Below are 13,346 nucleotides of genomic sequence, written 5' to 3'. Positions count from 1 at the left end.
TTTGCGCAGGCAACTTGGTGGCCGCAATCATGGCGGGCGGACACGCCCCTTGCACCACGGTGCCCCTTGCTTTTCGGGTGAAAACCTGCGCACCAGACATCTTGCCGGCGGGGCGAAAATTCGTTGGCCAGACAATCGAGTGATTTACAGATATAAAAATATCTTTATATCCTCGTTCTGCAATGCATCTGGAAACCATCCTCAAGGCCCTGGCTGACCCGACCCGGCTGCGCATCATGCGCCTGCTGGCGGCGATGGAGCTCGCCGTGGGTGAACTCGCCCAGGTGTTGGGGCAAAGCCAGCCGCGCGTTTCGCGCCATGTCGGGATCCTGTGCGATGCCGGCCTTGCCGAGCGCCGCCGCGAAGGCAGCTGGGTATTCCTGCACACGCCGGCCACGGCGGACGGGCTCGCCCCGCTTCCCGCAGCTGTCGCCAGCCTGCTGTCGACGGCGGAACACGAGGATCAAGGTTTCGCCCGCCAGTGCCTTGAAGACCGGCGCAAGCTTGCCGCGATCCGGGCAGCGCGCGAGCAGGCAGCCCAGTCCTATTTCGAGCGTCATGCCGGAGAGTGGGACGAACTGCGCCGCATGCACAGCCCTGACCGGCAAGTGGAAGAGGCGCTGGTCACGGCGCTGGGTGATGCACCGCTGGGCCAATTGCTCGACATTGGCACGGGCACCGGCCGCATGGCCGAGCTTTTCGCGGGCCGTGCCGATCGGATTGCCGCACTCGACAAGAGCCTGGAGATGCTCAGGCTGGCGCGGGCGAGATTGCAGGACCTGCCTGCCGACAAGCTTGAACTGGTTCAGGGTGACTTTACCGACCTTCCCTTTGCCGAAGCGCAGTTTGACACTGTGCTGCTGCACCAGGTGCTGCATTTCGCCCAGCATCCCGAGATCGCGCTGCAAGAAGCCGCGCGGGTCACGCGCCCCGGTGGACGCATTGCGATCGTCGATTTTGCCGCGCATGGGCGCGAGGAATTGCGCGAGCGCCACGCGCATGCCCGGCTTGGCTTCGCCGACCGCCAGATCCGCCAGTTGCTGCGCGATGCGGGCTATTCTGCCAGCGCCCCCGTCGCGCTTGACGGGGGTGAGTTGGTGGTCAAGATCTGGCTTGGCCAGCGGCGCGATACGGCAAGCGAAAGGTCGCTGAAGGAGACTGCGGCATGAGCGAGATACTCGATCCGCGCCACGAGGAATTCACCGCCCATGACAGCCCGCTGTTCGCGGCGCTGCCGGGTGATCTGTCGATCAGTTTCGAATTCTTCCCGCCCAAGACGGAGAAGATGGAAGCCAAGTTGTGGGATACGGTCGAGCAGCTCAAGGTGCTCGAACCCAACTTCGTTTCAGTCACCTATGGCGCTGGCGGCTCGACCCGCGAACGCACCCACGCCACCGTGGCGCGGATCATATCGGAGGCGGGCCTCCCCGCCGCCGCGCATCTTACCTGTGTCGATGCCAGCAAGGCCGAAATCCGCGAGGTGGCCGAGCAATATTGGGAAGCGGGCGTGCGCCATATCGTTGCGCTGCGCGGTGATGCTGGTGAGCCCGGCGCACCCTTCGTGCCGCATCCAGAGGGCTATCGCAACGCGGCCGAGCTGGTCGCAGGGCTCAAGCAGATCGCCGATTTCGAGATTTCGGTTGCCGCCTATCCCGAAACGCACCCCGATGCCGATTGCCCGCAATCCGATATCGACAATCTCAAGCGCAAGCTCGATGCCGGGGCCAGCCGCGCCATCACGCAGTTCTTCTTCTCTGCCGATACCTTTTTCCGCTTCCGCGACGAGCTGGCCAGACAGGGGATCGATGCCCCGGTGGTGCCGGGAATCCTGCCGGTGACCGATGTGGCGCAGGCACGCAAATTTGCCGGGGCCTGCGGCGCGGCGATCCCCGCATGGATGGATGGCCTGTTCGAAGGGCTGGACGAGCGCCCTGCCGCGCGCCAGCTGGTCGCCGCGACCATCGCGGCCGAACTGTGCCGACGGCTCTATGCGGGCGGGGTACGCGATTTCCACTTCTACACGCTCAACCGGCCAGAACTGAGCTATGCGGTCTGCCATTTGCTGGGCCGCAGGCCGACGGGAGGCGCATCGTGAACGCGCGCGAAAGACTGAACGCCGCTGCGGCAGAACGCATCCTGATCAAGGACGGCCCCTATGGCACCGCGATCCAGAACGCGAAGCTTTCGCCAGAGGAATACGCCGGGAACACCGGGTTGGCGCAAGATCAGAAGGGCAATAATGATCTGGTCAACCTCACCCAGCCGCAGGTGATCCGGGCGATTTGCGACCGCTATATCGCCGCTGGCGCCACCGTGCTGGCCACCAATACTTTCAACGCCAACCGCATCAGCCAGGCCGATTATGGCGCCGAAGGACTGGTGCACGAAATCAATGTCGCTGCAGCCAGGATCATCCGCCAGGCCTGCGATGAGGCGACGGCGAAGGATGGCGTGCCGCGCTTCGTGTGCGGCGCAATGGGACCGACCAACAAGACGCTGTCGCTTTCGCCCGATGTCGAAGACCCCGGCTTTCGTGAAGTTACCTTCGACGAGGTAAAGGACGTTTACCGCGAACAGGCCGCCGCGCTGCTAGAGGGCGGGGCGGAATTCATCCTGATCGAAACGGTATTCGATACGCTCAATTGCAAGGCCGCGATCATGGCGGTGAAGGAGCTTGAGGCAGAGCGGGGGCAGGATATCCCGCTGATGATCTCGCTCACGCTCACCGATCTTTCAGGCCGCAATTTGTCGGGCCATACGGTAGAGGCCTTCTGGTATGCGGTGCGCCATGCACGGCCCGCCACGATCGGGCTCAATTGCAGCTTTGGCGCGGATCAGCTGCGCCCGCATGTGCAGCTGCTAAGCCAGATCGCCGATACGCTGCTTATGGCTTATCCCAATGCCGGCCTGCCCAACGAACTGGGCGAATATGACGAGCTGCCTGAAACCACCGCGCGGTTGGTGCGGCAATGGGCCGAAGGCGGAAGGGTCAATATCCTCGGCGGTTGCTGTGGCTCTACGCCGGAACACATCGCTGCCGTTGCCGAGGCGGTTGAGGGTATCGCGCCGCGCCTGGTGCCCTCGCTTGCCCCCGAAATGCGCCTTGCCGGGCTCGAACCTTTCACGATTGCTGCCTGATGACCGAGATTTCTACTGCCCGTTTCGTCAATATCGGCGAACGCACTAATGTCACCGGATCGGCGGCCTTCAAGAAACTGATCATGGCGGGCGATTATGCTGCCGCCGTCGAAGTCGCACGCCAGCAGGTCGAAAACGGCGCGCAGGTGGTCGACGTCAATATGGACGAGGGCCTGCTTGACGCGGTCGAAGCCATGACCACATTCCTCAAGCTGATCGCGGCCGAGCCCGATATCGCGCGCGTGCCGCTGATGATCGACAGTTCCAAATGGGAGGTGATCGAGGCCGGCCTCAAATGCGTATCGGGCAAGCCGATCGTCAATTCGATCTCTATGAAGGAAGGCGAGGAAGCCTTCCTGGCACAAGCGCGCAAGTGCATGCTCTATGGTGCGGCTGCCGTGGTGATGGCCTTCGACGAGACCGGCCAGGCCGATAGCAAACAGCGCAAGGTCGAGATCTGCACCCGTGCCTACAAGCTGCTGACCGGGATCGGTTTTCCGCCCGAAGATATCATCTTCGATCCCAATATCTTCGCCATCGCGACCGGCATCGAAGAGCATGACCGCTATGGCCTGGACTTCATCGAGGCGGTTCGCGAGATCAAGGCCGCCTGCCCCTTTGCCAAGATATCAGGTGGGCTCTCCAACCTCAGCTTCAGCTTCCGCGGCAACGAGACTGTGCGCCGCGCGATGCATTCGGTGTTCCTCTATCACGCCATTCCCGCCGGGCTCGACATGGCAATCGTCAATGCGGGCCAGCTCGACATCTATGACGATATCGAGCCTGCGCTGCGCGAGGCTTGCGAGGATGTGATCCTGATGCGCCGTGCCGATGCCACCGAGCGGCTGATCGACCTTGCCGAGAGCTACAAGGGCAGGGACGTCAAGGCCGAGAAGGAGGCCGAGGAATGGCGCAGCTGGCCGGTCGAGAAGCGGCTTGAGCATGCGCTGGTCAAGGGCATCGACGCCTATGTGGTAGCAGACACCGAGGAAGCGCGCGCGGCGCGCGCGGCAAACGGCGGGCGCCCGATCGAAGTGATCGAAGGCCCGCTGATGGACGGCATGAATGTTGTCGGTGACCTGTTCGGCAGCGGCAAGATGTTCCTGCCTCAAGTGGTCAAGTCAGCCCGTGTGATGAAAAAGGCGGTGGCGCAACTCATCCCCTTCATCGAGGCCGAAAAGGATTTGCTGCCCGAGGCTGAACGCAAGGCCAAGGGCAAGATCGTGATGGCGACCGTGAAGGGCGATGTGCACGATATCGGCAAGAACATCGTCGGCGTGGTGCTGCAGTGCAATGGCTATGACGTGATCGACCTGGGCGTGATGGTGCCGTGGCAGGACATCCTCAAATCTGCCGAGGATAATCGGGCTGACATGATCGGCCTTTCGGGCCTTATCACCCCTTCGCTTGACGAAATGGTGACCGTGGCCGAGGAAATGCAGCGTTCGGGCATGACCATGCCGCTGCTGATCGGCGGGGCCACCACCAGCAAGGTGCATTCCGCGCTCAAGATCGATCCCGCCTATGAAGGCCCGGTGATCCATGTGCTTGACGCCAGCCGCGCGGTAGGGGTGGCCAGTCGGCTGCTGTCAGATACCCAGCGTGATGGCTTTGTCAGCGATACGGCCAGCGAATATGCGAAGGTGCGCGATGCGCGTGCGGGCAAGTCACCCAGCGTCCTCCTCTCGCTGGAGGAAGCGCGCGCAAACTATTACGATGCCTATCTCAGCGACAAGCCTGCACCGCCGACCAAGCCCGGCTTGCACGTGTTCGAGGATTGGGATCTCGCGGATTTGCGCGAATATATCGACTGGACCCCGTTTTTCCGCGCGTGGGAGCTGCATGGCACCTATCCAGGCATCCTGGATGACGAATTGGTGGGCGAAACCGCGCGCCAGCTCAAGGCCGATGCCGATGCCATGCTTGACCGGATCGTCTCCGAAAAATGGCTGACCGCACGCGGGGTGGCAGGGCTGTGGCCCTGCGCGCGCGACGGCGATGATGTGACCATCCACCACGTCAGCCGCGAGGAACATGTCGTGCTGCCGTTCCTGCGCCAGCAGGTGAAGAAGAGCCGCGACCGGGCGAATATGTGCCTGGCAGACTTCATCGACCCGGCGGGTGACTGGATCGGGGGGTTTGCTGTCGGCATCCACGGGATAGAGGAGCATTCGAAGCGCTTCCAGGCTGACAAGGACGATTATTCGGATATCCTGCTCAAGGCGCTGGCAGACCGCTTTGCCGAAGCCTTTGCCGAAGCCTTGCACCGGCATGTCCGCACCGATCTGTGGGGCTATGCGGAGGGCGAGCAGCTCACCAATGAAGCGCTGATCAAGGAGCAATATCGCGGCATCCGCCCGGCGCCGGGCTATCCCGCCTGCCCGGATCACAGCCTCAAGCCGATCCTGTTCGACCTGCTCGAAGCAGAGCGGAACACCGGCCTAACGTTGACCGAGAACTTTGCCATGTGGCCGACTGCGGCAGTAAGCGGGTTCTATTTCGGCCACCCGGAAAGCCAGTATTTCGGCGTTGCGCGGATCGGGCGTGATCAGGTGGAAGATTACGCCGCGCGCAGGGGTGTCGATATAGCTACAGCCGAACGGTGGCTCCGCCCGAATTTGGATTAGGCTTCCCGCCCCCGCACCGCCCCCAGCTTCCTGAGTAGCGGCGTCGCCATCGGCACCGTCAGCATGGTGCTCGCCACCGCCATCAGCAGCAGGGCGGTGAAGGCGGTGCCGGTGATCACCTGCTTGTCGAGCAGGATGTTGACGAAGATGATCATGATCAGCGCCTTGGTCTGCAGCAGCCAGCCGATCAGGCTGGCCTCGCCCTTGGCCCAGCCGAGAATCCGGCCGGCAAGGTGCAGACCCGCAAGCTTGCCGCCCACCGCCGCCACCAGCAGCAGCGCGGCCGCGCCAAATACCGGCAGCCCGCCGCCCTCCCACTCGGTCCTGAGGCCGGTCGAGAGGAAGAACACCGGCATTACCGTGAGCAGCACAACGCCGCGGAACCGGTCCATCGCATCGTGCCCGAACCAGCGCGCGTCCAGCACCACGCCCGCCAGGAATGCGCCGACCATGTAATGCAGGCCTGACCAGTCCCCGGCCAGCCCGCATAGCGCCAGCCAGATCAGCCCCACGGGCCATCGGTCCGCCTCGCTCAGCCGGGCCATCAGGCGCCGGATAAGAAACGCCGCTATCGCGAAGCCCAGAATGAACGCGCCCTGCCGCGCCAGCCGATCCCAATCGAGCAGGATCAGCGCCAGCACGCCCCAGATGGCGAGATCGTCCAGGCTGGCATAGCGCAGGATGCGCTGGCCCAGCGGGGTCCGTAGGATCTCCAGCTTCTCCATGAACAGCACCAGGATCGGCAGCGCGGTGACCGCGCAGGCCATGCCGATTCCCAGCACCGCCTGCCATTGCGAACCGTTTGGTCCGCGCCAGCCGGGCCATTGCAGCAGCAGCGCGGCCGCAAGTGCCCCCAGCGCCAGCGGCACGCCCAGCGCCAGGCCCGCGGTAATTCCCGTTTCACGCCGGTGTCTCCACGCCTGCGACAGATCGAGCTCGATCCCGGCGATCCACACGAACAGCATCACCGCCCACCACGCGACCCCGTTCAGTGCCACGATCACGTCGGGCCTGAACACGAAGGTGTAATAATCCGGATAGGCCGCGCCGAGGACGCCCGGGCCGAGCAGGATCCCGCCAACGATCTGCACCACCACCAGCGGAGCCCAGTAATCGGTGCGCAGCAGGCGCCACACCAGCCACGGCACGGTGAAGATGATCACGAGCGCAATCAGGTAGATTTCGGTGAGGTTCACGTTTTCCCTTTCGACCCGGTCAGCAAATGGCGCGGCTCGCCAAATCTGGCAATCGGGAAATCCGGCTTGTCCTGATCTTGTGGATACGGGCATCGCCTGCGCAGCGGTTGCCGGAGGAGGGCCATGGTGCCCTGACCCTGCCGCGGATCAAGCGAATCCTGTGGTTCATCCGGACTTGGAGTAGCCTGCGCAATTGACCGGGACGCGCGAATCGCGCAGAGCGATTTGGCTGCTGTGGAAGCGATTCTGCAGGCGCGTCAGCGGGAGAGTTCGAGCGGCCCCCGGGCCAATCGACGCCGAAGGAGCAACCACCCCGGAAACTCTCAGGCAAATGGACCGCAGCGCGTGTCAGCACTCTGGAAAGCGCGTTTTCGGCTGGAAAACGCCACCGAAGGGGAACGCCCGGCGCATGCCCGGCCAAGCTCTCAGGTCACCCGACAGAGGGGGTATGGATCAAGGCTTCAAGGTGAAGCTTTGCGCCTGCTGTGCGGGGACACGTGAATTGAGCGAAGACGAACCCATCGAAGAAATTCCGCTGGAAAAGCTGCCGCTTGATGCCTGGCATCGCGCAGCTGGCGCGCGCATGGTTCCCTTCGCAGGCTATGAAATGCCGATCCAGTATGCCGGTGAGCATGGCGGCATCGTGGCCGAACACAACTGGACCCGCGAGAGCGCCAGCCTGTTTGACGTTTCGCATATGGGCCAGCTCACGCTGAGCGGCGATGATGCGGCAGGTGAGCTGGAAAAACTGCTCCCCGGCGCGATTGCCTCGCTCAAGCAAGGGCGGATGCGCTATTCGCTGCTGCTCAATAATGAAGGCGGCATCATTGACGATTTGATGGTGACCAATGTCGGCCCGCATATCGCGCTGGTAGTGAATGGCGCGTGCAAGTGGGATGATATCGCCCATCTGCGCGAGCATTTGCCTGACGAGATCACGCTCACCCATCATGACGAGCAGGCGCTGCTGGCATTGCAGGGGCCCAAGGCGGGCGAAGTGCTCGAAGCGCTGCTGCCGGGCAGCGGTGCGCTCACTTTCATGACGGCCGCCATGTTTGACTGGGGCGGGGTGCCGCTATGGGTCAGCCGTGCAGGCTATACCGGTGAGGACGGCTTCGAAATCTCTGTGCCCGCTGAGCATTGTGCCAGGCTGGCCGATGCCTTGGTGGCTGACGAGCGGGTCAGGCCCGCCGGGCTTGGTGCGCGGGATTCGCTGAGGCTGGAAGCCGGTCTGCCGCTCTATGGGCACGATCTCACGACCCATACCGATCCGGTCAGTGCCGATCTGGTTTTCGCGCTTACAAAGAGCCGCCGCGAGACGGGCGGCTGGATGGGCCACGAAGCGGTCAGCCGCGTGCTGGCGCAAGGCCCGGCGACAAAGCGGGTTGGCCTGATGCTCGATGGCCGCATGCCCGCGCGCGAAGGGGCCGAGGTTTTTGCAGGCAATTCCAAGGTCGGGATCGTCACCAGCGGCGGCTTTTCGCCCACGCTCGGGCGCCCGATCGCGATGGCCTATGTCGATAGTGCGCAGGCCGCAGATGGCACCGCGCTGGAAATCGAGGTTCGCGGCAAGCGCCTGCCCGCTACAGTTACACCCATGCCTTTTGTTCCGCACCGCTATTATCGAGGGAGCTGATCTGATGCCGCGTTACTTCACCGATGAACATGAATGGATCGATGTCGAAGGCGAAACCGCCACCGTCGGCATCTCGGATTATGCGCAAGAACAGCTCGGCGACATTGTATTCGTCGAGCTTCCTGCGGTTGGCGCGCTGGTTGAGCAGGGCGGCGATGCCGCAGTGGTCGAAAGCGTGAAGGCAGCAAGCGATGTTTACGCGCCGATCAGCGGCAAGGTGCTTGAAACGAACGAGAACCTCGAAGAAGACCCCGCGCTGGTCAATACCGATCCTGAAGGCGATGGCTGGTTCTTCCGCATGACGATTGCGGACAAGGATGAGCTCGACGGGCTGATGGACGAGGCGGCATACAAGGCGTTTGTCGACGAGCTTTGATACCAGCCCTTCTCAATGGCGGGGGGGTGATTAGGAGTTAGAATGCGCTACCTACCACTGACCGACACCGACCGCGGCGAAATGCTGGGCCGGATCGGCGCGGCCTCCATTGACGATCTGTTCGTCGACGTGCCCGAAGCGGCGCGGCTGTCCGGCCCGATTGCGGGCCTGCCGCTGCACGCCGGGGAGATGGCGGTCGAGCGGCACATGCGCGCGCTTTCGACGAAGAACCTTGCGGCGGCGGATGCGCCATTTTTCCTGGGGGCGGGGGCCTATCGCCACCATATCCCCGCCAGCGTCGACCATATCATCCAGCGCGGCGAGTTCCTTACTTCCTACACGCCCTATCAGCCCGAGATCGCGCAGGGCACGCTGCAGATGCTGTTCGAATTCCAGACGCAGGTCGCCCGCCTTTATGGCTGCGCGGTGGCCAACGCCTCGCTCTACGACGGGTCGACTGCGTGCTGGGAAGCGGTAGCGATGGCGGGCCGGGTTACGCGGCGCAAACGCGCCGTGCTTTCGGGCGCACTCCACCCGCACTATGCCGAAGTGGTGCGCACCATGGCGAAGTTCACCGGTGACGAGATCGCCGATGCCATGCCGAGCATGCAGGCTGCGCCCGACAATGACGGGCTGATCGCGCGGATTGACGAGCAGACCAGCTGCGTGGTGGTGCAATATCCCGACATTCTGGGCCGGATCACCGATCTTGCACCGATCGCCGAAGCTGCGCATGCGAAAGGCGCGCTGTTGGTAGTGGTCAATACCGAGCCGGTGGCGGTGGGCGCGATCAAATCGCCCGGCGAAATGGGCGCCGATATCGTCGTGGGCGAGGGGCAGTCGCTGGGCGTCGGGCTGCAATTCGGTGGGCCCTATCTGGGCCTGTTCGCGGTGCGCGATCCAAAGCACGTGCGCCAGATGCCGGGGCGCCTGTGCGGCGAGACAGTGGATGCGGAGGGGAAGCGCGGCTTCGTGCTGACGCTTTCCACCCGCGAGCAGCATATCCGGCGCGAAAAGGCGACCAGCAACATCTGCACCAATAGCGGGTTGTGCGCGCTGGCGTTCAACATCCACATGACATTGCTGGGCGAAAAGGGCCTGCGCGCGCTGGCAGCGGAAAACCACCGGCTCGCCTGCCATGCCGCCGAACGGCTGGGCAAGGTGCCGGGCGTGAGCGTGCTCAACGGCACCTTCTTCAACGAATTCACCTTGATGATCGGGCAGGATGCCCGCGCTGTGGTGCACAAGCTGGCGGACATGGGCGTGCTTGGCGGGGTGTCGCTGGGGCGGCTTTATCCCGGCGTTGAGCGCCTGTCCCAAGGGCTGCTGGTCGCAGTGACCGAAACCACCACCGAGGAGGATATCGAAGCCCTTGCCTGCGCACTGGAAAAAGTTCTTGGCTCGGAGGTTTCGGCATGAACTCCCCCAACGCATCCGGTTGGAAGCCCGAAATGACCCGCGGCGAAGGCTCCGGGCCAGCCACAACCACTGGCAACCGTGCACTGATGCTGGAAGAGCCGCTGCTGTTCGAGATCGGCCGCGCGGATGTGACCGGGGTCGACCTGCCCGAACCAAGTGCCGATGCGCCCAACCGCCTGGGCGGCCTTGATCGGACCGAGCCGATCGGGCTACCCGGCCTGACCGAGCCGGAAACCGTGCGGCATTACACCCGGCTCAGCCGCCAGAACTATGGCATCGACCTGGGCTTTTTCCCGCTTGGCAGCTGCACCATGAAGCACAATCCGCGCCTCAATGAGAAGGTGGCGCGCATGCCCGGCTTCGCCGATGTCCACCCGTTGCAGCCGCAGGAAACCGTGCGCGGTGCTCTCGAAGTGATCAATGAGCTCGCGTTCTGGCTGATCGATCTCACCGGCATGCACGGCGTGGCGATGACCCCCAAGGCGGGGGCGCATGGCGAGCTGTGCGGCATATTGTGCATTCGCGCGGCACTGGAGGCGCGCGGCGATGCGCGCGAAGTGGTGCTGGTGCCCGAAAGCGCGCATGGCACCAATCCGGCCACCGCTGCCTTTGCCGGTTACCGCGTCGAAAATATCCCCGCGAATGCAGACGGGCGGGTTGATCTGGCGGCGCTCAAGGCGCGGCTGGGCCCGGACGTGGCAGCGGTGATGATCACCAACCCCAATACCTGCGGGCTGTTCGAGCGCGACATGAAGGCGATTTCCGATGCGGTGCACGCAGCGGGCGGCTTCGTTTATTGTGACGGGGCGAACTTCAACGCCATCGTCGGCAAGGTGCGCCCGGGCGACCTTGGCGTTGATGCGATGCACATCAATCTGCACAAGACCTTTTCTACCCCGCATGGCGGCGGCGGGCCGGGCTCTGGCCCGGTGGTGCTGTCCGAAGCGCTTTCGCCCTTTGGGCCGCTGCCATTTACGGCGCGCACCGCCGATGGCGTGGTGCATCTGGTGGAGGAAGAGGGTGCCGAGGAATGCGGCCATTCACAGGCCTTTGGACGGATGGCTGCCTTCCACGGCCAGATGGGCATGTTCACGCGCGCGCTGACCTATATCCTCAGCCATGGGGCAGACGGGCTCAAGCAGGTGGCCGAAGACGCGGTGCTGAGTGCCAATTATATCCTGCGCAGCATGGAAGATTTGCTCGACGCGCCCTTTGCCGCCAGCGGGCCGTGCATGCATGAGGCGCTGTTCGGCGACAAGGGCTTTGGCGGCGATCTGTCGACGCTAGATCTGGCCAAGGCGCTGATCGACGAGGGCTATCATCCGATGACGATGTATTTCCCGCTGGTGGTGCATGGCGCGATGCTGGTGGAGCCGACCGAAACCGAGAGCAAGGCCGCGCTTGACCAGTTTATCACCGCCTTCCGATCGCTGGCAGAGCGGGCGCGGGAGGGCGACGAAAGCATGAAGCAGGCGCCCTATTACGCGCCGCGCCGCCGGCTTGACGAAACGCTGGCCGCGCGAAGGCCCAAGCTCACCTGGGAAGCGCCGGACGGCTGATTTCCCGGAGTTGGCAGTGGTTATCGCGAGACTTTGCTTTCCGCGTCAGGCTTCGTGTCGGGTTCGATCAGGATGCGGATCTGCTGGAGTGAAAGGATCGCGATCCAGAAGCCGACCACCGACAGCAGGCTCGATCCCAGCACTGCAAAGGCTGCGCCCTTGAGCCCGTTCCATTCGATAGCGGTGTTGAGCAGCGCAAAGGCAAGCACGGTGGGCACAGCGCGGGCAATGAAAGCGGTGCCCGCGCGCCCGGCTGAAACCAGCAGCGATTCAAAGCTTGCCCCGACCATCTCGATCGCCCCGGCAATCGACAGGATCACCATTGCCCAATAGACCTTGCTGAATTCTGCACCGGCGATCGCTTCGATGCCCCAACGCCCGAAGAACAAGGCGAACAGCACCGCCAGAATGCCGCCGATCAGCGCAATATTGGCCATCCGCCGGGCGATGTCATGCGCGGTGTCGCGCGCATGGACAAGTTCGGGATAGATCGCCTTGGAAACGGTCTGCGCCAGCTGCACCAACGCTTGCCCCAATTGCGAGGCGACGCGGAAGCCGCCCGCCAGCACCTCTCCGCCAATCGAGCCGACCAGCAGGATCATCATCTGCTTTCCGCCGATATTGAGGCTGCCGCTGAAATTGGTCGACCAGACAAAGCGCCACGCATCGGGATGGTCGCGCGGGATATTGCGTAGGCTGATCTGCGACAGGTCGATCCGCTCGATCCGTGCGGCTGCGATCCACAGCGCGGCAGCCACAGCAATTTCGGCGGCCGCCCATGCCAGAATGAAGCCAAATACGGATGGCATGAAGATCACAGCCAGCCCGGCGCCGGTCGCGCGAACGATCGGCTGCACCGCTTCGACGGTGGTCGCCACGCCATATCTGAAGCGCAGCCGCAGCAGGCCGGTGGGCGTGGTCCGGATCGCGAGCAAGGAAACCATGCAATAGCCGAAGGCGATTGGCAGCAGGTCAGGTGGAAGCGGCAACCAGTAAGGCGCCGTTCCCACCAGGACTGCGGCCAGCACCGTGCCCAGCGCCAGGCTGAGCAGATCGAGCGCGATGGCGAAGCCGGTCGCCTCGCCCGGACCATCAGGCCCGGCACCCCAGCGCACCACGAATTGCCAGGTCTGGAAATTGGCGAGCCCCATCACCGCCTGGCCCAGTGCCACGATGATCGCGAAATGGCCGAAGCCCTCAAGTCCCAGCGTACGCGTGGCCAGCGCCAGATAGACCAGACTCAGAACCGCGTTCACTCCGCGCCCTGTCAGAAGCCAGCCTATGTTTCCGAAGAGACGTCGCATTGCAGTTACAGCGCGCAGGCTCAACCTGCCGCCAATTCTCCTGCGGCAAAGAGATAGCAAGGCGCGCCTGCCACGGTGCGTGCGGGGTTCA

At 63.6% G+C, this 13,346-nt stretch carries 10 protein-coding genes and 1 riboswitch; of the genes, 8 read left to right on the top strand and 2 right to left on the bottom strand.

Annotation, left to right across the window (positions count from 1 at the left end):
* Positions 1 to 182: 182 nt before the first annotated feature.
* Genes ACX2DJ_RS00555 through metH form a run of 4 tightly spaced genes read left to right on the top strand, consistent with a single transcriptional unit; the run spans position 183 to position 5,765 of the window.
* Complete coding sequence (locus tag ACX2DJ_RS00555) at positions 183 to 1,169, top strand: ArsR/SmtB family transcription factor (RefSeq protein WP_462570388.1); 987 nt, start codon at positions 183 to 185, stop codon at positions 1,167 to 1,169.
* Complete coding sequence (gene metF, locus ACX2DJ_RS00550; RefSeq protein ID WP_462570387.1) at positions 1,166 to 2,095, top strand: methylenetetrahydrofolate reductase [NAD(P)H]; 930 nt, start codon at positions 1,166 to 1,168, stop codon at positions 2,093 to 2,095. Before ACX2DJ_RS00555 ends, metF begins: the two co-directional genes overlap by 4 nt.
* Positions 2,092 to 3,138, top strand: coding sequence for a homocysteine S-methyltransferase family protein (locus tag ACX2DJ_RS00545; RefSeq protein ID WP_462570386.1), 1,047 nt, complete (start codon positions 2,092 to 2,094; stop codon positions 3,136 to 3,138). Before metF ends, ACX2DJ_RS00545 begins: the two co-directional genes overlap by 4 nt.
* Entirely contained in the window at positions 3,138 to 5,765 is a 2,628-nt protein-coding gene (gene metH / locus ACX2DJ_RS00540; protein ID WP_462570385.1) for a methionine synthase, read from the top strand. Before ACX2DJ_RS00545 ends, metH begins: the two co-directional genes overlap by 1 nt.
* Here metH and ACX2DJ_RS00535 read toward each other — a convergent pair.
* A complete protein-coding gene (locus ACX2DJ_RS00535; protein ID WP_462570383.1) occupies positions 5,762 to 6,961 on the bottom strand; it encodes a cation:proton antiporter in 1,200 nt (399 codons plus the stop codon). The genes metH and ACX2DJ_RS00535 overlap by 4 nt on opposite strands.
* Positions 6,962 to 7,211: 250 nt before the next feature.
* Positions 7,212 to 7,310, top strand: a riboswitch (glycine riboswitch).
* A 153-nt stretch (positions 7,311 to 7,463) separates the two neighbouring features.
* Here ACX2DJ_RS00535 and gcvT point away from each other — a divergent pair.
* Genes gcvT through gcvPB form a run of 4 tightly spaced genes read left to right on the top strand, consistent with a single transcriptional unit; the run spans position 7,464 to position 11,951 of the window.
* Complete coding sequence (gcvT, locus tag ACX2DJ_RS00530) at positions 7,464 to 8,597, top strand: glycine cleavage system aminomethyltransferase GcvT (RefSeq protein ID WP_462570381.1); 1,134 nt, start codon at positions 7,464 to 7,466, stop codon at positions 8,595 to 8,597.
* 4 nt (positions 8,598 to 8,601) lie between these two features.
* Positions 8,602 to 8,973 carry a glycine cleavage system protein GcvH gene (gene gcvH / locus ACX2DJ_RS00525; RefSeq protein ID WP_462570380.1) on the top strand — a complete coding sequence of 124 codons (372 nt, stop codon included), beginning with the start codon at positions 8,602 to 8,604 and terminating at the stop codon, positions 8,971 to 8,973.
* A 42-nt stretch (positions 8,974 to 9,015) separates the two neighbouring features.
* Entirely contained in the window at positions 9,016 to 10,392 is a 1,377-nt protein-coding gene (gene gcvPA, locus ACX2DJ_RS00520; RefSeq protein WP_462570378.1) for an aminomethyl-transferring glycine dehydrogenase subunit GcvPA, read from the top strand.
* Complete coding sequence (gene gcvPB, locus ACX2DJ_RS00515) at positions 10,389 to 11,951, top strand: aminomethyl-transferring glycine dehydrogenase subunit GcvPB (protein WP_462570377.1); 1,563 nt, start codon at positions 10,389 to 10,391, stop codon at positions 11,949 to 11,951. The genes gcvPA and gcvPB overlap by 4 nt, the downstream gene beginning before the upstream one ends.
* Before the next feature lie 20 nt (positions 11,952 to 11,971).
* Here the strand turns inward: gcvPB and ACX2DJ_RS00510 are convergent, their stop codons facing one another.
* Positions 11,972 to 13,255: a lipopolysaccharide biosynthesis protein gene (locus tag ACX2DJ_RS00510; protein WP_462570376.1), complete on the bottom strand. Its 1,284-nt coding sequence runs from the start codon at positions 13,253 to 13,255 to the stop codon at positions 11,972 to 11,974.
* Positions 13,256 to 13,346: the final 91 nt, after the last annotated feature.

It is taken from the genome of Altererythrobacter chaiwopuensis (assembly GCF_054957755.1).
This window is presented reverse-complemented; position numbering and strand designations above follow the sequence as displayed.

Coding starts and splice junctions, on each gene's coding strand:
- ACX2DJ_RS00555 (WP_462570388.1), top strand. CDS start 183: ATGCATCTGGAAACCATCCTCAAGGCCCTGGCTGACCCGACCCGGCTG.
- metF (WP_462570387.1), top strand. CDS start 1,166: ATGAGCGAGATACTCGATCCGCGCCACGAGGAATTCACCGCCCATGAC.
- metH (WP_462570385.1), top strand. CDS start 3,138: ATGACCGAGATTTCTACTGCCCGTTTCGTCAATATCGGCGAACGCACT.
- gcvPA (WP_462570378.1), top strand. CDS start 9,016: ATGCGCTACCTACCACTGACCGACACCGACCGCGGCGAAATGCTGGGC.
- gcvH (WP_462570380.1), top strand. CDS start 8,602: ATGCCGCGTTACTTCACCGATGAACATGAATGGATCGATGTCGAAGGC.
- ACX2DJ_RS00510 (WP_462570376.1), bottom strand. CDS start 13,255: ATGCGACGTCTCTTCGGAAACATAGGCTGGCTTCTGACAGGGCGCGGA.
- gcvPB (WP_462570377.1), top strand. CDS start 10,389: ATGAACTCCCCCAACGCATCCGGTTGGAAGCCCGAAATGACCCGCGGC.